We start from the raw sequence: 22307 nt of genomic DNA on the forward strand, positions 1-22307 counted from the left end.
AGTTTTCTCTTTCAACCCGGCGGCTTGTTTGCCGTTGTTCCGTGTCGATGGAGGCGCATTATAGGGAGCCGGACGGGAATGACAAGCGGAAAAATGCATTTTTATTTCAACCGCTCATCTTTTGTACTTAACGTCTATTTTTGCTGCTTTTTGATGGCTTCAGGCAGGTCTGCCAGGCTATTCAGCACCCAGTCAGCGGCATTTTCCGCTTCTGCCGTGACCGGCTTACCAGTACGAACCAGCACTTTAGTCCCAATAGAAGCGGCGGCAGCGGCCTGCATATCTTCTACTTTATCGCCAACCATATAAGAAGCAGCCATATCTATATGAAGGTAGTCGCGCGCCGAGATCAGCATCCCAGGATGCGGTTTACGGCAATCACAGGTTTGACGATACTCTTCAACCGTTCCCTGAGGGTGGTGTGGACAGTAATAGATACCATCGAGGTCGATACCGCGATCGGCCAGAGACCAGTCCATCCATTCGGTCAGCGTTTCAAACTGCGCTTCAGTAAATTTACCGCGTGCAATACCGGACTGATTAGTCACCACCACCAGGGCGAATCCCATCTCCTTTAACTGACGCATAGCGTCAATGACGCCATCGATAAATTCAAAGTTGTCGATTTCGTGGACATAGCCATGATCGACATTAATCGTGCCGTCACGGTCGAGAAAAATTGCGGGTACTGACTTTGCCACCGGTTTGCTCCTGATAAAGGCTAGTCTGATTAGTATCGCATGTTTCTCTATGCAAGAAAGTGCTCATTATAAAGAGGCGATTGATTTAGACGTCTGGATGCCTTAACATCCATTTCATTGACAGGCATCGCCTGGACACGGCAGAAGAAAATGCCACGGCAAACGGCTAAACGATAATAAATAACTGATGATTAAACTTTCGAATATCACCAAAGTGTTCCAGCAGGGGAATCGCACCATACAGGCACTGAATAATGTCAGCCTGCATGTCCCTGCCGGGCAAATTTATGGCGTGATCGGCGCATCCGGCGCCGGTAAAAGTACGCTTATTCGCTGCGTTAACCTGCTGGAGCGCCCGACCGAAGGCAGTGTCCAGGTTGGCGGCCAGGAACTGACTGCGCTGTCTGAAAAAGAGCTGACCCGCGCACGCCGCCAGATTGGCATGATTTTCCAGCACTTTAACCTGCTGTCCTCGCGTACCGTCTTTGGCAACGTATCGCTTCCTCTGGAACTGGACAATACGCCGCAGGCGGAAATTAAACGCCGCGTGACCGAGCTGCTGGACCTGGTCGGCCTTGCCGATAAACACGACAGCTACCCGGCAAACCTCTCCGGCGGCCAGAAACAGCGTGTAGCTATTGCTCGCGCGCTGGCAAGCAACCCAAAAGTGCTGCTGTGTGACGAAGCTACCAGCGCCCTGGACCCGGCTACAACGCGCTCGATTCTGGAGTTGCTGAAGGATATCAACCGTCGTCTGGGTCTGACCATTCTGTTGATTACGCACGAGATGGACGTTGTTAAACGCATCTGCGATTGCGTCGCCGTTATCAGCAATGGTCAGCTGATCGAGCAGGATACGGTGAGTGAGGTCTTCTCTCATCCGAAAACCCCGCTGGCTCAACAGTTTATTCAATCAACGTTGCATCTGGATATTCCGGACGACTATCAGGCTCGCCTGAAGCCGACCGCGCTACCCAATAGCGTACCGATGCTACGCATGGAGTTTACCGGCCATTCCGTTGATGCCCCGCTGCTCTCTGAAACCGCCCGCCGCTTTAATGTGAACAACAACATTATCAGCGCGCAGATGGACTACGCCGGCGGCGTGAAATTCGGCATTATGCTGACCGAGATGCACGGCACGCAGGAAGATACCCAGGCAGCCATTGCCTGGTTGCAGGAACACCATGTAAAAGTAGAGGTACTGGGATATGTCTGAACCAATGATCTGGCTGCTGGTTCGCGGCGTATGGGAAACGCTGGCCATGACGTTTGTCTCCGGCTTCTTCGGTTTTGTCCTCGGCCTGCCGGTTGGCGTGCTCTTGTACGTAACCCGCCCGGGGCAAATTGTCGCCAACGCAAAACTGTACCGGACGCTGTCCGCGCTGGTTAATATCTTCCGTTCCATTCCTTTCATTATCCTGCTGGTGTGGATGATTCCGTTCACCCGCGTGGTTGTAGGAACCTCCATTGGTCTGCAGGCTGCTATTGTGCCGCTGACGGTTGGCGCTGCGCCGTTTATCGCCCGTATGGTGGAAAATGCGCTGCTGGAAATTCCGACCGGACTTATCGAGGCCTCCCGCGCAATGGGGGCAACACCGATGCAGATCGTGCGTAAGGTGCTGCTGCCCGAAGCGCTGCCGGGCCTGGTAAACGCCGCAACCATTACCTTGATTACGCTGGTCGGCTATTCCGCTATGGGCGGGGCAGTGGGCGCCGGCGGTCTGGGACAGATTGGTTATCAGTACGGCTATATCGGTTACAACGCAACGGTAATGAATACCGTACTGGTATTACTGGTTATTCTGGTTTATTTAATTCAATTCTCTGGCGATCGTATCGTCCGGGCTGTGACTCACAAATAACATTATCTGCACCCCCTCATTTGGGTCGTCTTCGCGCGACCCGGTGACTCGTGTACACACAGACTCTTAAAGAAAGGAAATAACATGGCCTTTAATTTCAAAACCTTTGCGGCAGTTGGCGCGTTAATCGGTTCTCTGGCTCTGGTGGGCTGTGGTCAGGATGAAAAAGATCCGAACCATATTAAAGTCGGCGTCATCGTAGGTGCAGAACAGCAGGTTGCTGAAGTGGCACAAAAAGTGGCCAAAGAGAAATACGGTCTCGACGTGGAGCTGGTGACCTTCAACGATTACGTTCTGCCGAACGAAGCGCTGAGCAAAGGCGACATCGACGTGAACGCCTTCCAGCACAAACCGTATCTCGATCAGCAAATTAAAGACCGTGGCTACAAACTGGTTGCCGTGGGTAACTCCTTTGTCTATCCGATTGCCGGTTACTCCAAGAAAATCAAATCACTGGATGAGTTACAGCCGGGCTCTCAGATTGCCATCCCGAACGATCCGACTAACCTCGGTCGCTCCCTGCTGCTGCTGCAGCAAGCGGGCCTGATCAAACTGAAAGAAGGCGTTGGTCTGTTGCCAACTTCCCTGGATATCATTGAAAACCCGAAAAACCTGAAGATTGTTGAGCTTGAAGCACCGCAGCTGCCGCGCTCCCTCGACGATGCGCAGATTGCGCTGGCCGTCATCAACACCACCTACGCCAGCCAGATCGGCCTGACACCGGCTAAAGATGGTATTTTCGTTGAAGGCAAAGACTCTCCGTACGTAAACCTGATTGTTGCTCGTGAAGACAACAAAGATGCGGAGAATGTTAAGAAATTTGTTCAGGCTTACCAGAGCGATGAAGTTTACGAAGCCGCGAATAAAATCTTTAACGGCGGTGCAGTGAAAGGTTGGTAATCTCTTTTCACCGCAATATCATTCAGGACGGGCTTTATGCCCGTCTTGTCATTTATGCAAGCACCTGATTCAATAGCGCCCTGTTTGATTATTTATTGAGGAAATACTATGCGTGCTTTACCGGTCTGTTTGTTAGCACTCATGTTAAGCGGCTGTTCCATGCTAAGCAGATCTCCCGTCGAACCTGTACAAAGCACCGCTACCGCGCCGGCCAAAACGGAACCCGCCAAACCGAAAGCAGCACGCCCGGCTCCGGTCAGGATTTATACCGACGCCTCCGAGCTGGTCGGGAAGCCTTTCCGCGATCTTGGTGAAGTGACCGGCGAATCATGCCAGGCCAGCAACCAGGACTCACCTCCTAATATCCCAACCGCTCGCAAGCGCCTGCAAATCAACGCAGCCAAAATGAAAGCCAACGCGGTCCTTCTGCACAGCTGTGAAGTCACCAGCGGCACACCAGGATGCTATCGCCAGGCCGTTTGCCTGGGTTCAGCGCTTAACGTCACGGCGCAATGAGTGCTTTTCAGTTTGCGCAGATAGGCGTTATCCACTCGCCGTATAAAGAAAAATTTGCCGTCCCGCGTCAGCCTGGTCTGGTCAAACATGGCGGCGGCGAATTGCATCTGCTGCCCCCCTATAACCAGGCTGATGCCGTACGCGGCCTGGAAGCATTCAGTCATCTGTGGGTGTTGTTTGTTTTCCATCAGACGATGGAAGGCGGCTGGCGCCCCACCGTGCGCCCTCCCCGCCTCGGCGGCAATGCGCGCATGGGCGTGTTTGCCACACGTTCAACATTTCGCCCGAATCCCATCGGAATGTCGCTGGTTGAGCTCAAAGGCATCCATTGCCATAAAGATCAGGTGATACTTCAGCTCGGCAGCCTGGATTTGGTCGACGGCACACCGGTCGTCGATATCAAACCCTATCTGCCGTTTGCCGAAGCGCTGCCGGACGCCAGTGCCAGCTACGCCCAGCAGGCACCGCAGGCTGAGATGGCGGTCAGCTTTACGCCTGAACTGGACACGCAGCTTTTCACCCTGGAAAAACGCTATCCGCACCTCAGAGCGTTTATCTGTGAGGTGCTGGCGCAAGATCCGCGACCGGCCTATCGTAAAGAGGAAGAGGCGGGGAAAACGTATGCCGTCTGGCTGCTCGATTTTAACGTGCGCTGGCGCGTTATTCCGTCCGGTTTTGAAGTCTTTTCCCTTGAACCGCGCTAATTTTATTTTCCTCTCTTTTGGCATCTTTGCCACACTGGTAAACTAAACCACTTTTTTTGTTTCAGGCTGGACCCCCAGCCTGTTCCGATCGTCCAAATGGAACCGTAACAACATGCGTACTAGCCAATACCTGCTCTCCACTCAAAAGGAGACACCTGCCGACGCCGAAGTCATCAGCCATCAGTTGATGCTGCGCGCCGGGATGATCCGTAAGCTGGCCTCTGGGTTGTACACCTGGCTGCCGACCGGCCTGCGCGTCCTGAAAAAAGTCGAAAACATCGTGCGTGAAGAGATGAACAACGCCGGTGCCATCGAGGTGTCCATGCCGGTAGTACAGCCAGCGGACCTGTGGCAGGAAAGCGGTCGCTGGGAGCAATATGGCCCGGAGCTGCTGCGTTTCGTTGACCGCGGCGATCGTCCGTTTGTTCTCGGCCCGACGCATGAAGAGGTCATCACCGACCTTATCCGCAACGAGCTGAACTCTTATAAGCAGCTGCCGCTGAACTTCTTCCAGATTCAGACTAAGTTCCGCGACGAAGTTCGCCCGCGCTTTGGCGTGATGCGCTCTCGTGAGTTCCTGATGAAAGATGCCTATTCTTTCCATACGTCTCAGGAATCGCTGCAACAGACTTACGATGCTATGTATGCCGCATACAGCAAAATCTTCACCCGCATGGGTCTTGATTTCCGCGCGGTACAGGCTGATACCGGTTCAATCGGCGGCAGCGCATCCCATGAATTCCAGGTTCTGGCCCAGAGCGGCGAAGATGACGTGATCTTCTCCGACAGCTCTGACTTCGCGGCCAACATCGAGTTCGCTGAAGCCGTGGCGCCGAAAGCACCGCGCGCGGCGGCAAGCCAGGAGATGACGCTGGTCGACACGCCGAATGCGAAAACCATCGCCGAGCTGGTTGAGCAGTTCAATCTGCCGGTTGAGAAGACCGTCAAAACGCTGCTGGTCAAAGCGGTTGAAGGCAGCAGCTACCCGCTGGTCGCTCTGCTGGTGCGCGGCGACCACGAGCTGAATGAAGTGAAAGCGGAAAAACTGGCGCAGGTTGCCAGCCCGCTGACCTTCGCGAGCGAAGAAGAGATTCGCGCTATTGTTAAAGCAGGCCCGGGTTCTTTGGGTCCGGTGAATATGCCGATTCCGGTGGTTATCGACCGTACCGTGGCGGCCATGAGCGATTTCGCTGCCGGCGCCAATATCGATGGTAAACACTACTTCGGTATTAACTGGGATCGCGATGTCGCCACCCCGGAAGTTGCCGATATCCGTAACGTTGTCGCCGGCGATCCGAGCCCGGATGGTCAGGGCACGCTGCTGATTAAGCGCGGTATCGAAGTGGGTCACATCTTCCAGCTGGGTACCAAGTACTCGCAGGCGATGAACGCATCGGTGCAGGGCGAAGACGGTCGTAACCAGGTACTGACTATGGGCTGCTACGGCATCGGGGTAACCCGCGTAGTGGCTGCCGCCATTGAGCAGAACCATGACGATCGCGGTATCATCTGGCCAGATGCGATTGCGCCTTTCCAGGTCGCTATCCTGCCGATGAACATGCACAAATCCTACCGCGTGCAGGAGCTGGCTGAGAAGCTGTATAGCGAGCTGCGCGCTCACGGCATCGAAGTGCTGATGGACGACCGAAAAGAGCGTCCGGGCGTGATGTTTGCCGATATGGAGCTGATTGGTATTCCGCATACTATCGTGCTGGGCGACCGCAACCTCGATAACGATGATATCGAATACAAATATCGTCGTAACGGCGAGAAACAGCTGATTAAAACTGGCGATATTGTGAATTACCTGGTTAACGCTATCAAAGGCTGAACCCGGCGATAAACGTAAAAAGGCCCCGCAGATGCGGGGCCTTTCTTTTATGACTGCGGCTATGTCCGAGGTATGTCCAGGCTATGTATGTCCAGTCTATGCCTGTAGCTGCGTTTACTACGCCCGCGACATGACGGGTTATTGGTTACAGTCTTTGCCCGGAACAAATTTAATATCTTTATCCGCCATCAGCGTTTTCACCATCTCCCCACTATCAGGATTGGCTTCCAACGTAAAGTGCCCTTCCACCACCAGCAGCACCGGGCGCGTTTGCGTTCCGCGAGCGGCAGCATAATCGCGTTCAAGCTGGGCATTATTCGCCACCGCAATCCGCTTACCGGTTGCGCAGTCGGTGAAGGTAGCCGCATCCGCCATATAGAAATACATTCCACGCATGGTCATCGGCGTGGTTGGCAGACTGGCTTTAACCGATTTCAGGGAATAGTTCAGCGTCGACTCAATCGGATTACCTTCACGATCGAGCATCTCCAGGGTATCCCCTTTCGCGCGATAGTAGGACTTCTCACCTTTGCTGTCGGTCAGAACCAGCTTATCCGCGGTACGTGCCCAGGTCCCGTATGAGGCGAACGATGACGGTTCACGGCTGACGCCCTGATAGCGCTCGTTCATTACCCAACTGCCATCTTTCTCGAGGAACAGCGAGGTTTCAATCCCTTCACAATCGGCGCAGGGCAAGATGCCACGCCAGCTTTGCTGCATCGGCTTCAGTTCTTCCATCGGTGCCGGCTGTAGCATCTCGACATCCGAACGATGATTACAGCCAAATAGTGCGAAGAGCGAACACGCTACCGCAACGGAGAGTACGATTTTCTTCACTGTTAATTCCTTATAATCCATTCCACCCGTTCGTCATGCCGCTACTGACGAACTTTCCCGCGCAGTGCTTTAACTGAGGACTTTTGCGACTTCGAGGCAAGACGGCGCTCTTTTGATGCCCGGGTCGGCCGGGTCTCACGGCGACTTTTTTGCACTGCGGTTAATTCTTTTATTAATGCCACCAGACGGGAAATGGCCGCTTCGCGATTCATTTCCTGGCTGCGATATTCCTGAGCCTTAATGATAACCACACCGTCGGCAGAAATTAAGTGGTGGCTGGCGGCAAGTAACCGTTCTTTATAATACTCAGGCAGGCTTGATGCTTTTATGTCAAAGCGCAGATGGATAGCGGTAGACGCTTTATTCACGTGCTGACCGCCCGCGCCCTGTGCGCGAATCCCGGCAAGAGTAATCTCTTCATCCGGAATCACAACGCTGCGGCTAATCGTAATCATGCCGATGGTTGCCACGCCGTAAAATGAATTTCCAGATTATTCTTAGCGTCAGAAAGCCAGATACTCCCGTCCTGCAACGTGGCCTGTAACACCATTGAACGATCGGCAAATGCGCTGAGCTGTGCAAGCTGTGTATCGTCCAGATACCAGACCGTCAGTTTGCTGAACTGCGCCATTTTGCTCTTATTCTGCTGCCACCAAATTTCCGCAGCCCGGCTATTGTAGGCAAACAACACCACTTCCTGCGCCCGTGAACACGCTTTTTTAATCCGCCGCTCGTCCGGCAAACCAAGCTCAATCCACAGGTCAATACCGAGATGATCGTTAAGCAGCCAGAGCTCTGCCTCATCATCTGACGACAGACCGCGGGTAAACTGCAGACGTTCGTCGGCGTATTTGATCCACGCCAGCAGGCGCAGCATCATGCGCTCCTGGGTTTCCGACGGATGCTGGGCCAGCGTCAGGCTGGCATCCAGAAACTGGTTGCGATCCAGATCGGCAACGTTCACCGTAGCCTTGTAAATTGTCGCTTTCAGCGCCATGAATACACTCCTGAAATAAATGGCGTACATTGTAACGAAACTGGCGACAAAAGGCTGCCGGCAATCGGCGGCTCTCTTTTCATCCTGCTGATATTGCTTAAATGACTATGGTATAGTCACCTTGCTAAACAGAGTGTATCTTCGTAGGCTTAAACTTGCATCCCACGGTTGAGTCAGAATACTGACAGGAGGGCATGTGGACCAATATTGTGAGTTAATACGCAAGCGGTATGCGGAAATAGCCAGCGGAGACCTAGGGTATATTCCAAATGCGCTGGGTTGCGTGTTGAAAGTATTGAATGAAATTGCGGCGGATGAGGCCCTTTCGGAGTCAGTCAGGGAAAAGGCCGCCTATGCGGCAGCAAACTTACTGGTGAGCGATTATGTCAATGAATGATACTTATCAACCCATCAACTGCGATGATTATGACAACCTCGAACTTGCCTGCCAGCATCATCTGGTGCTTGTCCTGACGCTCAAAGATGGTGAGCAGCTGCAAGCGAAGGCAAACGATCTTATCTCGCGTAAAAATATCGAGTATCTGGTAGTGGAACTGAGCGGAAACATTCGCGAGCTACGCCTGGATAAAATCGCCAGCTTCAGCCACCCGGAAATCGGTACCGTCGTGGTGAGTGAGTCTTGAATAAAAACGGGTGGCTCAGCCGCCCGTTTTCCTCCATACCATCTCTACCCCGTCACCTTCCCGCGCTTCCCCTTCACAGGTCACAAACAGCGAATCTGCCGCCGCAATCAGCGTCTCGCCGTAAAACAGCAACGGTGTCGTATCCCGGCGCCAGGGCGCGACGGCCAGCTCCTGCCAGATTTTCTTCAGCTTGCGCCCGCCGTGGCGTCCCACAATATGCAGATGGCCGCTGGCACGAAAGCGCACCGTCACCACCTCCTCTGCATGCGGTACCCGCAACGGCCCACCGGGCCGCAACGCCAGCTCGCCAAGCCCTTCCGGCAGCTTCAGCGGTTGGCCATAGTCGGGCCACGACACCACCGTATCCGTTTGACCGGGCTGAAATTTGACCCACCACAGTCTCTGCTGGTAGCGACGCACGGAAAATTCACCAAGACGCAGGCAGGGAAAGGCATCCTCCCGCGCCAGGGCGACTTCGCGCCAGATGCGTTCTGGCATTTCACGCGAAGGCATCGGCGCAGAATGTCCGGCCAGCCAGCGCCGCAGCAAAGCGGCGCGACGCGGCGCACTCATAAAGGTCAGCGGTTCGATAGCTAACGAGCCGTCATCCGCCACCAGTTTCGCCAGCTCATCCGCCAACAGTTCATCCAGCAGTTGCTCCTGCTCACCGCACAGGCTGGCGCTACGGGCTACCGCTTCGGTAAAGTGGGGCCAGCGTGCGATAAGCTGCGGAACGACGCGCAGGCGGAGGAAGTTACGATCGTAGGTATCATCCTGATTGCTCTCGTCCTCAATCCAGCTGAGCTGATGGGCAAGCGCCCACTGGTGCAGAGCCTCACGACGGGTCGTCAGCAAAGGACGCAGCAGCCGCGTGCCGGCAAATTCGGAAGATGCCGCCATCGCCGCCAGTCCGGTAGGACCGCTGCCGCGTTTGAGTGCCAGCAGGAAGGTTTCGCACTGATCGTCGAGGTGCTGAGCCGTCACCAAAACATCTCCCGGTTTTAGTGCCGCCCGGAAAGCCTGGTAACGCGCCTGGCGTGCATGCGCCTCCACGCCCAGCCCATCATCTGCCAGAGTGACGCGTTCGATGACCAACGGAACCTGCCATCGCTGACAAACCTGCTGACAGTGCGCAACCCAACTATCGGCGTTAGCACTCAGTCCATGGTGAATATGGATAGCCCGTAGTTGCAACGTCGGGTCCCGTTCACGCCAGCAGACCAGTTGATGTAAAAGTACCGTCGAATCCAGACCGCCGCTAAAGGCGACCAGAAACTGACGACAGGGATGTAGGGTTTGCGCAATATCTGGCGTCATCATCATGATAGTGTCGCTGGGGGAGATAGCCCGGCACGTTACCGGGCCGGCCCTTCTCTGGCAAGGATTACTGCTGATAAATCTCCAGCGGCAGGCCGTCGGGATCGTTAAAAAAGGTAAAGCGCTTGCCAGTAAAAGGATCGATACGGATCCCCTCACAGGCCACGCCATGCGCCTCCAGATGCGCAACCGCCGCATCGATATCATCCACGCTAAAGGCCAGATGGCGCAGTCCGCAGGCTTCCGGGCGGCTTGGACGAGCAGGAGGGGACGGGAAAGAGAACAGCTCAATGACATACTCGCCGTTCAACGCCAGATCGCCCTTCCAGGAGTCACGCGCTTCACGGTAAAACTCGCTCTGCAACGTAAAGCCCAGGATGTCGCAGTAGAAGGCTTTGCTCTGCACATAGTTGCTCGCAATGATGGCAATATGGTGAACCCGTTTTAAACCCAGCATGTTTACTCCTCAGTTAATATCAGCGCCGCGCAATCTGTGAGTCATTTTTTAAGACTCGTACCCGGTATACGCCATCCTCACCGCGCTTCGCCCCGTGGATATCCGTTTCGAAGCCCGGATAATGGCGGCCAATCGAGCAGAGCATCAGCAGGAAATCGAGCACTGCCCGGCTCTCTTCGGTAATCATCTCTCCGGGCATCAGCAGCGGTACACCCGGCGGATACGGCAGAATCATATTGGCCGAAATGCGCCCAACCAGATTTTCCAGCTCAATGGTTTCCACTTCACCCTTAATTTGCCGCTGCCAGGCTTGATTCGGCGTCATTTTCATTTCCGGCAACACGTCAAAGGCGCTTAACATCAGCTGCGACAGCTGATGCTGCCGGATCAGCCGATGGATCCCCTGCGCCAGATCCTGAATCCGCATGTTGCGGTAGAAATCAGGATCTTCTGCGTAGAGATCCGGCAGCATGTTCTTCACCCGCAGGTTAAGATCGTAGGCGCGCTTAAACTCGGTTAAGCCACGTAACAGCCCCATCGCCCGGGTTTTGTCGATGCCAATACTGAACAGAAACAACAGATTGTAAGGACCGGTTTTCTCTACGACTACGCCGCGCTCATCGAGAAATTTCGCCACCAGCGCAGCCGGGATCCCTTCATCATCCATATTACCCTGCTCGTCCATTCCCGGCGTCAGGATCGTGACCTTCACCGGGTCGAGGAACATATGGTCATCATCAGCGTCTTTAAAACCATGCCAGTTCTCACCGCTTGCGACCGGCCAGCACTGGGCCTGTTCAATATCTTCCGGCTGCCAGATATCAAAGAACCAGCCGTCAGACTCTTCACGCAGGCGCTGGACCTCTTTGCGGAAATCTAACGCCCGCTCGATGGAGCGCTGGATCAAACGCTTGCCCGAATTCCCGCGCAGCATTGCCGCCGCGGTTTCTATCGAGGCAACGATCGGGTAGCTCGGCGACGTTGAAGTGTGCATCATAAAGGCTTCATTAAAGGTGTCTTCGTCGTAGCTGCCCTTTATGTGGATAAGCGATGCCTGCGACAGCGCCGCCAGCATTTTGTGCGTGGACTGCGTTTCGAAGACAACCTTACCCGGAATGCGATCGCCGCTCATCCCGCTTTTCCCCTGATAGATCGGATGGAAATGGGTATAAGGCACCCAGGCTGAATCAAAATGGATCGATGGCACATCCAGCGTCTCTTTAATCCAGGTGGTGTTATAGAGCAGCCCGTCATAGGTGGAGTTGGTGATCACCGCATGTACCGGCCAGTTAGCGCCGGCCGTGGCATTAACCTTCTGCTGAATGCTGTCGCGGGTAAATTCGCGTTTCGGTATGCCGCCCAGAATACCCAGCGCATTACGCGTCGTTTTCAGCCACAGCGGAACGACATCGCTCATCATCAGCAGATGCGCCAGCGATTTATGGCAGTTACGGTCGATGAGCAGCGTGCTACCCGTCGGCGCCGAATACATGCCGACAATCTTGTTCGACGTCGATGTCCCGTTGGTCACCATGTAGCTCTGCTCGGCACCAAAGGCGCGGGCGATATACTCTTCAGCCTCCAGATGCGGGCCAGAGTGATCGAGGAGTGACCCAAGTTCGGTCACTGAAATCGACACATCGGCCTTCAGCGTATTACCGCCAAAGAAATCATAAAACAGGCAGCCTACCGGGCTTTTCTGATACGCGCTTCCCCCCATGTGTCCCGGCGTACAGAAGGTATATTTTCCCTCCTGCACATAGTTGAACAGGGCTTTGGTAAAGGGCGGCGTGATGTTGTCCAGGTATTCGCGCGTATACTGGCCGATTCGGGTGGCAATCTCTTCTGCAAGGCCAAGCGCGTATTCGAAGAACCACAGCGTCATACGCAGATCCTGGCTGCTGACGTCCATCGTCGAATGCGCGTTGATAAAGGCGTATAGCGGGAGATATTCGTTCAGCTGATTGATGTCGCTGCACAGCTCAACGTTGTACTCATCCCAGTCAAAGATAACCCCGCAGATCCGCGGATTATGGTCGATAAACTGCAGCAGGTCGGCGCTGTTTTGCGGCCAGATGGTCTGAAAGCCTTGCCGTTGCAGGGCGGCTTCCAGCTCTTTGATCGGTTCGTCTTTGTGATAGACGCCGTGGGGCCCCATGATGGCGATGATATTCACGCTTTCCTCCTGGAATTGACCTAAGTCAGGCATCATAGCAATCGCGCTGGCGTATCGCACATAAAAAAAGGGCCGGAAAATCCGGCCCCTGGCAACATTAACGCGAAAAATAATCAGGCGTAGCCGTAGCTCATCAGGCGCTGATAGCGACGGTTTAACAGCTCTTCTTCACTCAGGAGATCCAGATCCGCCAGGTCCGCCAGCAGCTGTGCCTTCAGGCTTGCCGCAATCGCTTCCGGGTTGCGGTGTGCGCCGCCCAGTGGCTCCGGGATAATCGAGTCAATCAGCTTGAGCTCTTTCAGACGCGTGGCAATGATGCCCATCGCTTCAGCAGCCAGCGGGGCTTTATCTGCACTTTTCCACAGAATGGAAGCGCAACCTTCCGGCGAAATCACCGAGTAGGTGCTGTACTGCAGCATGTTCACCTTGTCGCCGACGCCAATCGCCAGCGCGCCGCCGGAACCACCTTCACCGATAACGGTACAGATGACCGGAACGCTCAGACGTGACATTTCACGCAGGTTACGGGCAATCGCCTCAGACTGGCCGCGCTCTTCTGCACCCACGCCCGGGTATGCACCTGGGGTGTCGATGAAGGTGATGATCGGCATCTTGAAACGCTCAGCCATCTCCATCAGACGCAGCGCCTTACGGTAGCCTTCTGGTGCCGGCATGCCAAAGTTGCGACGAATCTTCTCTTTCGTTTCGCGCCCTTTTTGGTGGCCGATAATCATCACCGGACGCCCCTCCAGACGCGCAATACCACCGACAATCGCTTTATCATCGGCGTAAGCACGGTCGCCGGCCAGTTCGTCAAATTCGTCGAATGCCAGGCGAACATAATCCAGGGTGTACGGGCGACGTGGATGGCGTGCCAGTTGAGCAACCTGCCATGCACCCAGATCGGCGAAGATTTTGCGCGTCAGTTCTACGCTTTTTTCGCGCAGACGATGCACTTCTTCGTCGATGTTAATATCTAGTTTCTCATCCTGACGGCTTACCGCAGTCAGGGAATCGATTTTCGCTTCCAGCTCTGCAATCGGCTGTTCAAAATCAAGGAAATTCAGACTCATAGTATTCCTGTATTAGTCAAACTCCAGTTCCACCTGCTCCGAGCCGATAAGGCCACGCAGATCGTTGAGTAAACGATCGCTCGGAGAGACGCGCCATGTTGCGCCAAAACGCAGTCGCGCGCGCGCATCCGCCCTCTGATAATAGAGGTGTACTGGAATGGTTCCCGAACGGTGGGGTTCCAGAGACTGACGGAGTCGGTTTAAAAGCTGGTCATCAATTTGCCTGTCCGTCAGCGAGATAGCAAGCCCGCGAGCATATTTTTCCCGGGCTTCGTCAATGTCCATCACTTCACGCGCGGTCATTTTAAGCCCCCCGCTGAAGTCATCAAAGCTGACCTGTCCGCTGACGATAAGTATGCGGTCTTTTTCCAGCAATTGCTGATATTTATCCAGCGCGTCGGTAAATAACATCACCTCCAGACGCCCTGAACGGTCATCCAACGTACAGATGCCGATACGATTGCCGCGCTTGGTGACCATTACCCGCGCAGCAATAACGAGCCCCGCCGCCGTGGTCACTTTACCACGATCGGTCGGATGCATGTCTTTGAGTCTCACGCCGCCAACATAGCGCTCAATCTCTTTCAAATATTGGTTGATAGGGTGACCCGTCAGATACAGCCCCAGGGTCTCCCTTTCACCATCCAGCACCACCTGCTCCGGCCACGGCTGGCAGTTGGCATAGGATTGTTCGATTTGCTCCGGCTCTTCCGCCAGCACACCGAACATATCCGCCTGGCCAATCGCCTCGGCTTTCGCATGTTGATCGGCGGCCTTCAGGGCATCGCCCAGCGAATTCATCAATGCCGCACGGTGAGGTCCCAGGCGGTCAAAGGCCCCGGACATAATCAGCTTTTCCAGAACCCGACGGTTCAGCTTTTTGGTGTCGGTGCGGGCGCAAAGATCGAACAACTCGCGGAAATAGCCGCCGTTGTTACGCGCTTCAATAATGGCCTCGATCGGGCCTTCGCCGACGCCTTTAATGGCGCCAATACCGTAAACGATTTCACCGTCGTCATTCACGTGGAAATGGTACAGTCCGGAGTTAATATCCGGCGGCAGGATTTTCAGCCCCATTCGCCAGCACTCGTCCACCAGGCCGACCACTTTCTCGGTGTTATCCATATCGGCGGTCATTACCGCCGCCATAAACTCAGCGGGATAATGTGCTTTCAGCCACAGCGTCTGGTAAGAAACCAGCGCGTAAGCAGCGGAGTGCGATTTGTTAAATCCGTAACCGGCGAATTTCTCCACCAGGTCAAAGATTTTCATCGCCAGTTCGCCGTCCACGCCGCGCTTTTTCGCCCCTTCTTCGAAGGTGCCACGCTGCTTGGCCATCTCCTCCGGCTTTTTCTTACCCATCGCACGACGCAGCATATCCGCACCGCCGAGCGTATAGCCCGACAGCTCCTGCGCGATCTGCATGACCTGTTCCTGGTACAGGATAATACCGTAGGTCGGCTCAAGCACCGGCTTCAGACATTCGTGCTGCCACTGCACGTCAGGATAAGAAATCTCCTCACGGCCGTGTTTACGGTCGATAAAGTTATCAACCATCCCCGATTGCAATGGGCCTGGGCGGAACAGGGCCACCAGGGCGATCATGTCTTCGAAACAGTCGGGCTGAAGACGTTTGATGAGGTCCTTCATGCCGCGCGATTCAAGCTGGAAAACCGCAGTGGTTTCCGAACGTTGCAGCATATCGAAGCTTTTCTTATCTTCCAGCGGAATCGCGGCGATATCCAGCGGCTCTTCGCCGGTCTTCGCCCGCCGCTTGTTGATCATCTCCAGTGCCCAGTTGATGATGGTCAGCGTACGCAGGCCAAGGAAGTCGAACTTCACCAGCCCGGCGTATTCGACGTCGTTCTTATCAAACTGGGTAACCGGATGCAGACCCGCTTCATCGCAATATAACGGGGCGAAGTCGGTAATTTTGGTCGGCGCGATAACCACGCCTCCCGCATGCTTACCGGCGTTACGCGTGACGCCTTCCAGCTTACGCGCCATGTCAATGAGCGCTCTGACTTCTTCGTCAGCTTCATAGATTTCCGGCAGCTGCGGCTCGGCTTCAAACGCCTTCGCCAGCGTCATGCCCGGATCCGGGGGTACCAGTTTTGAGATCCGATCGACAAACCCGTAAGGATGGCCAAGCACGCGACCTACGTCACGAATAACCGCTTTTGCCGCCATCGTACCGAAGGTGATGATCTGCGATACCGCATCACGACCGTACATTTCCGCCACGTGTTCGATAACCTGGTCGCGTTTCTCCATACAGAAGTCGACGTCAAAGTCCGGCATCGAAACACGTTCCGGGTTAAGGAAACGTTCGAACAGCAGATCGAACTCCAGCGGATCCAGATCGGTGATTTTTAAGGCGTAGGCGACTAACGATCCAGCACCTGAACCACGGCCTGGCCCTACCGGCACGCCGTTATCCTTCGACCACTGGATAAATTCCATTACGATCAGGAAGTAGCCGGGGAAGCCCATCTGGTTAATCACCTGGAGTTCGATCTCCAGACGTTCATCGTATTCAGGCCGACGTTTGGCACGCTCTTCAGGGTCAGGGAACAGGAACTCCAGGCGTTCTTCCAGACCCTCTTTCGATTTCAGGACCAGATAATCTTCCGTCGTCATATCCCCGGTCGGGAACTGCGGCAGGAAGTATTCGCCTAAACGCACGGTCACGTTGCAGCGCTTGGCTATTTCGACGGTATTTTCCAGCGCCTCTGGAATATCGGAGAACAACTCACACATTTCGTCTTCGCTGCGCATATATTGCTGCGGCGAATAGTTACGCGGACGCTTCGGATCATCGAGTGTAAAACCGTCATGGATCGCAACGCGGATTTCATGGGCATCGAAGTCGCCGGTTTCGAGAAAGCGTACGTCATTGGTGGCCACTACCGGTAAACCGCGCTCTTCCGCCAGCCGCACGGCGGCATGTAAATACGCCTCTTCATCGGCGCGGCCAGTGCGAATCAGTTCAAGGTAATAGCGATCCGGGAAATGTTCTTCGTAGAAGGAGACGCATTGGTCGACCAGCGCCATATTGCCACGCGTCAGGCTAACGCCGACATCGCCTTTACGCGCGCCGGAGAGCAGAATCAACCCTTCCTGATGTTCGACCAGCCAGTCACGGTCGATCCACGGTCCCAACGCACCGTAGCCGCGTTGATAGGCACGTGAAATCAGCAGCGTCAGGTTTTGATAACCGGTATTGTTGGCCGCCAGCACCGTTAATTCGGTGAACTCATCACCCATCAGCTCGCTCTGGACGTGAAAATCTGCGCCAACGATCGGTTTCAAACCGGCGCCGTGTCCCGCTCCGTAGAACTTCACCAGCCCGCACAGGTTGGTAAAATCGGTGATCGCCAGAGCAGGCATGCCAAGCGCGGCCGCCTTTTTCACCAGCGGTCCGGTTTTCGCCAGCCCATCGATCATGGAATAGTCGCTATGCACCCGCAGGTGGACGAAACGTGGTTCAGACATCTTCAGATTCCGGTTTACTTATTTCTCGACACAAGAATCAGGACGCAAGGCCCAGCGCGCGTTTAACCGGGCCAAAACTACGCCGATGATGCTCGGTTGCGCCATGTTCGATCAGTTTTTCCAGATGGAAAGCGGTAGGATAGCCTTTATGCTGCGCAAAGCCGTATTGGGGAAACTCAAGATCCAGCGCAGCCATTTCCGCATCGCGCGAGACTTTAGCCAGAATAGACGCTGCGCTGATTTCTGCCACCCGGCTGTCGCCTTTGACTACCGCCAGCGAAGGCATCGGCAGGGACGGACAGCGGTTGCCATCAATCAGGACATACTCCGGCACAATCGCCAGGCCCGCAACGGCGCGCTGCATCGCCAGCATGGTCGCATGCAGAATATTCAGCTCGTCAATTTCATGCGGTTCCGCGCGGCCAAGGCTCCAGGCTAACGCCTTCTCTTTGATTTCATCGAACAGCGCCAGACGACGCTTTTCGCTTAATTTTTTGGAGTCATTCAGGCCAACGATTGGCCTTGTCGGATCGAGGATCACCGCAGCGGTCACCACCGCACCAACCAGAGGCCCTCGTCCGACTTCATCAACGCCGGCGACCAGGTGAGTATGCGGATACTCAAACTCAATCATTTTGCTAACTCCAGTACTGCGTCCGCCGCCTGTTCATCCGCATTGCAGCGAATTTGCTGATGCAGCGCGCGGAAGGTGTCGTGCATTTCATGGCTGGTTTTGCCGTCGGCCAGCAGCGGCCGCAGCGCATCAGCAAGCCGTTCAGGCTGACACTCATCCTGCAGCAGTTCTTTAACCAGTTCGCGCCCGGCCAGCAAGTTTGGTAGCGAAACGTAATCGGTCTTCACCAACCGTTTCGCCAGCCAGAAGGTAAACGGCTTCATACGATAGCCAACGACCATCGGACACTTGGCTAACATGCACTCCAGCGCCGCGGTTCCGGATGCCAGCAGGGCCGCATCGCTGGCGATCATCGCATCTCGCGCCTGGCCATCCAGCAGATGTACCGTGAGCTCCGGTGCCGTTTCCGCTTTGATTCGTTCGAACTGCTCCCGCCGTTTGGCATTCACCAGCGGTACCAGGACCTGCAGATCGGGATAATCCCCGCGCAGGATCTGCGCAGTTTTCAGAAAGTCTGCGCTGAGCATTTCCACTTCAGCACCGCGACTCCCCGGCAGTAGCGCCAGGCAGTGCACGTCATGGGGAATCCCCAGACGATCGCGCGCGGCACCTTTATCCGGATCCAGCGGCATCGCATCCGCCATGGTATGGCCGATAAAACGGCAGGGAACGTTAAATCTGTCGTAAAACGCTTTTTCGAAAGGCAGAAAAGCCAGCACCAGATCGGTCGATCTGCCAATTTTGAAAACGCGTTTTTGCCGCCATGCCCATACGGAGGGGCTGACGTAATGGATAGTTTTAATACCCTGCTTTTTCAGGTTGCCTTCAAGCGTAATATTGAAGTCTGGTGCATCAATGCCGACGAAAACGTCGGGACGCAGCTCGCTGAAACGGCGGGTAAGATCGGCACGAATATGCAGCAGACGACGCAAGCGGCCGAGCACTTCAACAATGCCCATCACCGCCAGCTCTTCCATCTCATACCAGGCTTCACAGCCTTCGGCCTGCATCAGTGGTCCCGCCACGCCAACAAAGCGAGCATTGGGAATGCGTGCTTTGAGGGCGCGAATCAGACCGGCACCAAGAATATCGCCGGAGGTTTCTCCGGCGACCAGGGCAATCGTCAGGGGACGCTGTTCAGACATTAACGAATCAGACCGCGCGTTGAACGGGCGAAGAAATCGATAAATGGCTGAACTTCAGGATGCTGAACCGCCAGTTCGGCGATTTCCGGTTTTGCTTCATCCAGCGTTTTGCCACTGCGGTACAGTAGTTTATACGCGTTACGAATCGCGGTAATCGCTTCACGGCTAAAGCCGCGGCGCTTCAAACCTTCAATATTAACGCCAAACGGCGTCGCGTGGTTGCCCTGGGCAATCACAAACGGCGGCACGTCCTGCGCGACGCCGGAGCAGCCGCCAACCATAACGTGTGCACCAATGATGCAGAACTGATGCACAGCGGTCATGCCGCCGATGATGACAAAATCATCCAGCGAGACATGCCCGGCAAGCGTTGCGTTATTGGCCAGAATACAGCGGTCACCGACCGTGCAATCGTGCGCAACGTGAGCATTGATCATCAGCAGGTTATCGCTGCCCACCTTCGTTAATCCACCGCCCTGTACTGTGCCACGATGAATGGTGACGCTTTCGCGAATGCGGTTGCGATCGCCAATTTCCACACGCGTCGGTTCACCAGCATATTTCAGATCCTGGTTAACCTCGCCGATGGAAGCGAACTGATAGATCTCATTATCGCGACCAATTTTGGTGTGGCCGTTAACAACAACATGAGACTTCAGTACGGTACCTTCGCCAATTTCGACGTTAGCACCAACAATACAAAACGGGCCAATGTGAGCGTTAGCACCGATAACGGCGCCCTCTTCCACAATGGCAGTTGGATGAATAAAGGCGGTTTTATCAATCACGTATCAGGCCTCCCGGCTACGCGCACACATCATCGTTGCTTCGCAAACCACTTTACCATCAACCAGCGCGACGCCTTTAAAACGCGTCAGGCCGCGGCGGGTTTTCTCGAAAGTGACTTCCATAATCATCTGATCGCCAGGCACTACCGGACGTTTGAAACGCGCTTCATCAATCCCGGCGAAGTAATACAGTTCGCCCGGCTCGAGCTTACCTACGCTTTTAAATGCCAGAATACCGGTGGCCTGCGCCATCGCTTCCAGAATCAGTACGCCCGGTAAAATCGGCTTACCAGGGAAGTGTCCCTGGAAAAACGGCTCGTTAACAGAAACATTTTTTACTGCGCGCAGAAAACGACCTTCTTCAAAATCCAGCACGCGATCTACCAGCAGGAACGGGTAGCGGTGAGGGAGAAGTTCCAGAATCTCTTCAATGTGCAGAGTATGAGTTTCAGTAGTCAAAATACTCTTCCTGTCTAAATATACTAAAAGGCAATAATAACACGGCCTGCGGCAATCTTATGAATGCAACAGGCCGAAAATTTTTACACTTCATCGCTCAAGCCGCGTCTTTATCAGCGAGGGTTGCCGCCTGAATGCCGCTTTGAATGATTTTGTGTGTCAACAGATGCGCTAATCTTGCTGATTAACCTTACGCTCAATTGATTTGAGGCGTTTGCTTATATCATCAATATTCATCACCAGCGCCGCGGTTTTACGCCAGACCTTATTCGGCTGCAGCGGAATACCGGAAGAATAGACGCCAGGCTCGGTGATAGGACGCATGACCATCCCCATACCGGTGACGGTGACTTTGTCGCAGATTTCCATATGCCCGTTAATCACGCTGGCACCGCCAATCATGCAGTAACGGCCAATTTTCAGGCTGCCTGCCATGATAACGCCACCCGCAACGGCAGTATTGTCACCAATCACGACGTTATGCGCAATCTGACACTGGTTATCAATGATAACACCATTGCCGATCACGGTATCATCCAGCGCGCCACGGTCAATGGTAGTACAGGCACCGATCTCAACGCGATCGCCGATAATCACGCGACCCAGTTGCGGGATCTTCACCCAGTTACCGCGATCGTTGGCATAACCGAAACCATCGGCACCAATTACGGTGCTGGACTGAATCAGGCAATTCTCACCGATCTCAATCTCATGGTAAACGCTCACGTTGGCCCACAAACGAGTGCCGGCACCAATTTTCGTCTTTTTCCCAACGAAGCACCCGGCGCCGATGACTACATTGTCGCCAAGTTCAACATCAGATTCGATCACCGCATTAGGGCCAATCGAGACGTTTTTACCCAGCTTCGCCGTTGCATCGATCGTCGCACTCGGTGCGATATCCTGCGCCGGCTGCGGCGTGGTATCCAGAATTTGAGCCATTCGCGCATAGGTCAGGTAGGGATTACGCACGACCAGTGCGGCGCTTTGGGCAAAAGGTAAATCATCCTGCGTCATGACAACGGCAGAAGCCTGGCAAGCGGCCAGGTGCTCACGGTACTTAGGATTAACCATGAACGTAATTTGACCTGCTTTTGCAGTCTGCATGGACGCAACGCCGGTGATGACGAGATCGCCATCACCGTGTAATTCTGCATCCAACTGCTGCGCAAGATCAGCCAGTCGAATAGAAGGCATTACTTATTTAACCTGTTTCAGCACATCAGCGGTGATGTCTTTTACATCATTGCTGTTGTATGCAACGGCATTAGAATCAACAACCAGGTCGATGCTCTGGCTGCTCGCTACGCTTTTCACAGCAGTCTGGATACGGTTAACCAGTTTGCCACGTTCTTCGTTAGAGCGACGTGAACGATCCTGCTCAAAAGACTGTGCCTTCTGAGAGAAGGTCTGGCGCTGAGCCATAACGTCTTTTTCCAGCTTGGTACGGTCGGCACCCGGTTTCATGGACTGCAGACGCTGCATTTTTGACTGCAGGTCGCCTTCCATACGCTGCAGCTCGCTCGCGCGGCCTTTGAACTCGTTTTCCAGCGTACTAGAAACGCCCGTTTTCTGGGCTACCTGTTGGAACAGGCTGTTCATGTTAACCATTGCAATTTTATCTGCCGCCTGAGCGGAAGTAACCATTGCTAAACCCAGACCTGCAGCTAATAACCACTTTTTCACAATTAACTCCTTACCATCCCATGAGTACCCAGGGGTACCGTTATTTGCGTGGCCAGGCGATAACCGCGGTTATCGCCTAAAG

General features: G+C 54.5%; 23 protein-coding genes. 8 read left to right on the forward strand and 15 right to left on the reverse strand.

What is annotated here, in order from left to right; genetic code table 11:
* Window positions 1–134: 134 nt before the first annotated feature.
* On the reverse strand, window positions 135–701 hold the full coding sequence (gene gmhB, locus ACMYSK_RS14535; RefSeq protein WP_434636297.1) for a D-glycero-beta-D-manno-heptose 1,7-bisphosphate 7-phosphatase: 567 nt from the start codon (window positions 699–701) through the stop codon (window positions 135–137).
* 187 nt (window positions 702–888) lie between these two features.
* Between gmhB and metN the strand changes: the two genes are divergently transcribed.
* The 6 genes from metN to proS all read left to right on the forward strand — a co-directional run bounded on the left by metN (window position 889) and on the right by proS (window position 6517).
* Window positions 889–1920 (forward strand): methionine ABC transporter ATP-binding protein MetN, encoded by a 1032-nt coding sequence (metN, locus tag ACMYSK_RS14540; protein ID WP_434636299.1) that lies wholly within the window; start codon window positions 889–891, stop codon window positions 1918–1920.
* Window positions 1913–2566 (forward strand): methionine ABC transporter permease MetI, encoded by a 654-nt coding sequence (locus ACMYSK_RS14545; RefSeq protein ID WP_434636300.1) that lies wholly within the window; start codon window positions 1913–1915, stop codon window positions 2564–2566. Before metN ends, ACMYSK_RS14545 begins: the two co-directional genes overlap by 8 nt.
* A gap of 84 nt (window positions 2567–2650) precedes the next feature.
* A complete protein-coding gene (locus tag ACMYSK_RS14550) occupies window positions 2651–3466 on the forward strand; it encodes a MetQ/NlpA family lipoprotein (RefSeq protein WP_434636302.1) in 816 nt (271 codons plus the stop codon).
* Window positions 3467–3574: 108 nt separating this feature from the next.
* Entirely contained in the window at window positions 3575–3982 is a 408-nt protein-coding gene (gene rcsF, locus ACMYSK_RS14555; protein WP_434636304.1) for an Rcs stress response system protein RcsF, read from the forward strand.
* Window positions 3979–4686 (forward strand): tRNA (N6-threonylcarbamoyladenosine(37)-N6)-methyltransferase TrmO, encoded by a 708-nt coding sequence (gene tsaA / locus ACMYSK_RS14560; RefSeq protein WP_434636307.1) that lies wholly within the window; start codon window positions 3979–3981, stop codon window positions 4684–4686. The genes rcsF and tsaA overlap by 4 nt, the downstream gene beginning before the upstream one ends.
* A gap of 112 nt (window positions 4687–4798) precedes the next feature.
* Complete coding sequence (gene proS / locus ACMYSK_RS14565) at window positions 4799–6517, forward strand: proline--tRNA ligase (RefSeq protein ID WP_434636309.1); 1719 nt, start codon at window positions 4799–4801, stop codon at window positions 6515–6517.
* 138 nt (window positions 6518–6655) lie between these two features.
* Here proS and nlpE read toward each other — a convergent pair whose 3' ends face one another.
* Genes nlpE through ACMYSK_RS14580 form a run of 3 tightly spaced genes read right to left on the reverse strand, consistent with a single transcriptional unit; the run spans window position 6656 to window position 8351 of the window.
* On the reverse strand, window positions 6656–7354 hold the full coding sequence (gene nlpE / locus ACMYSK_RS14570; protein ID WP_434636310.1) for an envelope stress response activation lipoprotein NlpE: 699 nt from the start codon (window positions 7352–7354) through the stop codon (window positions 6656–6658).
* A gap of 41 nt (window positions 7355–7395) precedes the next feature.
* Window positions 7396–7809, reverse strand: coding sequence for an alternative ribosome rescue aminoacyl-tRNA hydrolase ArfB (arfB, locus tag ACMYSK_RS14575; protein WP_434636312.1), 414 nt, complete (start codon window positions 7807–7809; stop codon window positions 7396–7398).
* The gene (locus ACMYSK_RS14580) at window positions 7806–8351 is read right to left on the reverse strand and encodes a YaeQ family protein (RefSeq protein ID WP_434636314.1); all 546 of its coding nucleotides are present in this window, start codon (window positions 8349–8351) and stop codon (window positions 7806–7808) included. The genes arfB and ACMYSK_RS14580 overlap by 4 nt, the downstream gene beginning before the upstream one ends.
* Window positions 8352–8547: 196 nt before the next feature.
* On the opposite strand from ACMYSK_RS14580, the gene ACMYSK_RS14585 reads away from it, so the two are divergent.
* Both ACMYSK_RS14585 and rof read left to right on the forward strand, forming a co-directional pair.
* Window positions 8548–8748 carry a YaeP family protein gene (locus ACMYSK_RS14585; protein ID WP_041144146.1) on the forward strand — a complete coding sequence of 67 codons (201 nt, stop codon included), beginning with the start codon at window positions 8548–8550 and terminating at the stop codon, window positions 8746–8748.
* Window positions 8735–8995 carry a Rho-binding antiterminator gene (gene rof, locus ACMYSK_RS14590; RefSeq protein WP_434636316.1) on the forward strand — a complete coding sequence of 87 codons (261 nt, stop codon included), beginning with the start codon at window positions 8735–8737 and terminating at the stop codon, window positions 8993–8995. Before ACMYSK_RS14585 ends, rof begins: the two co-directional genes overlap by 14 nt.
* Window positions 8996–9010: 15 nt before the next feature.
* Here the strand turns inward: rof and tilS are convergent, their stop codons facing one another.
* From tilS to skp, 11 genes are all read right to left on the reverse strand, one after another.
* The gene (tilS, locus tag ACMYSK_RS14595; RefSeq protein WP_434644128.1) at window positions 9011–10312 is read right to left on the reverse strand and encodes a tRNA lysidine(34) synthetase TilS; all 1302 of its coding nucleotides are present in this window, start codon (window positions 10310–10312) and stop codon (window positions 9011–9013) included.
* 67 nt (window positions 10313–10379) lie between these two features.
* Window positions 10380–10769 carry a VOC family protein gene (locus ACMYSK_RS14600; protein ID WP_434636318.1) on the reverse strand — a complete coding sequence of 130 codons (390 nt, stop codon included), beginning with the start codon at window positions 10767–10769 and terminating at the stop codon, window positions 10380–10382.
* Between the two features lie 19 nt (window positions 10770–10788).
* Window positions 10789–12945, reverse strand: a complete 2157-nt coding sequence (locus ACMYSK_RS14605; RefSeq protein ID WP_434636320.1) for a lysine decarboxylase LdcC — start codon at window positions 12943–12945, stop codon at window positions 10789–10791.
* Between the two features lie 113 nt (window positions 12946–13058).
* A complete protein-coding gene (accA, locus tag ACMYSK_RS14610) occupies window positions 13059–14018 on the reverse strand; it encodes an acetyl-CoA carboxylase carboxyl transferase subunit alpha (RefSeq protein WP_434636322.1) in 960 nt (319 codons plus the stop codon).
* 12 nt (window positions 14019–14030) lie between these two features.
* Window positions 14031–17513, reverse strand: coding sequence for a DNA polymerase III subunit alpha (dnaE, locus tag ACMYSK_RS14615; RefSeq protein ID WP_434636324.1), 3483 nt, complete (start codon window positions 17511–17513; stop codon window positions 14031–14033).
* 37 nt (window positions 17514–17550) lie between these two features.
* Window positions 17551–18147, reverse strand: a complete 597-nt coding sequence (gene rnhB / locus ACMYSK_RS14620) for a ribonuclease HII (protein WP_434636326.1) — start codon at window positions 18145–18147, stop codon at window positions 17551–17553.
* Window positions 18144–19292, reverse strand: coding sequence for a lipid-A-disaccharide synthase (gene lpxB, locus ACMYSK_RS14625; RefSeq protein ID WP_434636327.1), 1149 nt, complete (start codon window positions 19290–19292; stop codon window positions 18144–18146). Before lpxB ends, rnhB begins: the two co-directional genes overlap by 4 nt.
* A complete protein-coding gene (gene lpxA / locus ACMYSK_RS14630; RefSeq protein WP_434636329.1) occupies window positions 19292–20080 on the reverse strand; it encodes an acyl-ACP--UDP-N-acetylglucosamine O-acyltransferase in 789 nt (262 codons plus the stop codon). Before lpxA ends, lpxB begins: the two co-directional genes overlap by 1 nt.
* Window positions 20081–20083: 3 nt before the next feature.
* Window positions 20084–20539, reverse strand: coding sequence for a 3-hydroxyacyl-ACP dehydratase FabZ (gene fabZ, locus ACMYSK_RS14635; RefSeq protein ID WP_004858132.1), 456 nt, complete (start codon window positions 20537–20539; stop codon window positions 20084–20086).
* A gap of 171 nt (window positions 20540–20710) precedes the next feature.
* Window positions 20711–21736, reverse strand: coding sequence for a UDP-3-O-(3-hydroxymyristoyl)glucosamine N-acyltransferase (gene lpxD / locus ACMYSK_RS14640; RefSeq protein WP_434636331.1), 1026 nt, complete (start codon window positions 21734–21736; stop codon window positions 20711–20713).
* A 3-nt stretch (window positions 21737–21739) separates the two neighbouring features.
* Complete coding sequence (gene skp, locus ACMYSK_RS14645) at window positions 21740–22225, reverse strand: molecular chaperone Skp (RefSeq protein ID WP_434636334.1); 486 nt, start codon at window positions 22223–22225, stop codon at window positions 21740–21742.
* Between the last annotated feature and the right edge of the window lie 82 nt (window positions 22226–22307).

The sequence above is a fragment of the Klebsiella sp. I138 genome (assembly GCF_051131765.1).
In the GTDB taxonomy this organism is placed as follows: domain Bacteria; phylum Pseudomonadota; class Gammaproteobacteria; order Enterobacterales; family Enterobacteriaceae; genus Klebsiella.

What these genes read in the sequence shown, in the direction of transcription:
- metN (WP_434636299.1), top strand. Translation starts at nt 889, where the DNA reads ATGATTAAACTTTCGAATATCACCAAAGTGTTCCAGCAGGGGAATCGC.
- tilS (WP_434644128.1), bottom strand. Translation starts at nt 10,312, where the DNA reads ATGACGCCAGATATTGCGCAAACCCTACATCCCTGTCGTCAGTTTCTG.
- ACMYSK_RS14550 (WP_434636302.1), top strand. Translation starts at nt 2,651, where the DNA reads ATGGCCTTTAATTTCAAAACCTTTGCGGCAGTTGGCGCGTTAATCGGT.
- ACMYSK_RS14545 (WP_434636300.1), top strand. Translation starts at nt 1,913, where the DNA reads ATGTCTGAACCAATGATCTGGCTGCTGGTTCGCGGCGTATGGGAAACG.
- lpxB (WP_434636327.1), bottom strand. Translation starts at nt 19,292, where the DNA reads ATGTCTGAACAGCGTCCCCTGACGATTGCCCTGGTCGCCGGAGAAACC.
- proS (WP_434636309.1), top strand. Translation starts at nt 4,799, where the DNA reads ATGCGTACTAGCCAATACCTGCTCTCCACTCAAAAGGAGACACCTGCC.
- ACMYSK_RS14580 (WP_434636314.1), bottom strand. Translation starts at nt 8,351, where the DNA reads ATGGCGCTGAAAGCGACAATTTACAAGGCTACGGTGAACGTTGCCGAT.
- tsaA (WP_434636307.1), top strand. Translation starts at nt 3,979, where the DNA reads ATGAGTGCTTTTCAGTTTGCGCAGATAGGCGTTATCCACTCGCCGTAT.
- arfB (WP_434636312.1), bottom strand. Translation starts at nt 7,809, where the DNA reads ATGATTACGATTAGCCGCAGCGTTGTGATTCCGGATGAAGAGATTACT.
- accA (WP_434636322.1), bottom strand. Translation starts at nt 14,018, where the DNA reads ATGAGTCTGAATTTCCTTGATTTTGAACAGCCGATTGCAGAGCTGGAA.
- dnaE (WP_434636324.1), bottom strand. Translation starts at nt 17,513, where the DNA reads ATGTCTGAACCACGTTTCGTCCACCTGCGGGTGCATAGCGACTATTCC.
- rnhB (WP_434636326.1), bottom strand. Translation starts at nt 18,147, where the DNA reads ATGATTGAGTTTGAGTATCCGCATACTCACCTGGTCGCCGGCGTTGAT.
- ACMYSK_RS14600 (WP_434636318.1), bottom strand. Translation starts at nt 10,769, where the DNA reads ATGCTGGGTTTAAAACGGGTTCACCATATTGCCATCATTGCGAGCAAC.
- rcsF (WP_434636304.1), top strand. Translation starts at nt 3,575, where the DNA reads ATGCGTGCTTTACCGGTCTGTTTGTTAGCACTCATGTTAAGCGGCTGT.
- lpxD (WP_434636331.1), bottom strand. Translation starts at nt 21,736, where the DNA reads ATGCCTTCTATTCGACTGGCTGATCTTGCGCAGCAGTTGGATGCAGAA.
- rof (WP_434636316.1), top strand. Translation starts at nt 8,735, where the DNA reads ATGTCAATGAATGATACTTATCAACCCATCAACTGCGATGATTATGAC.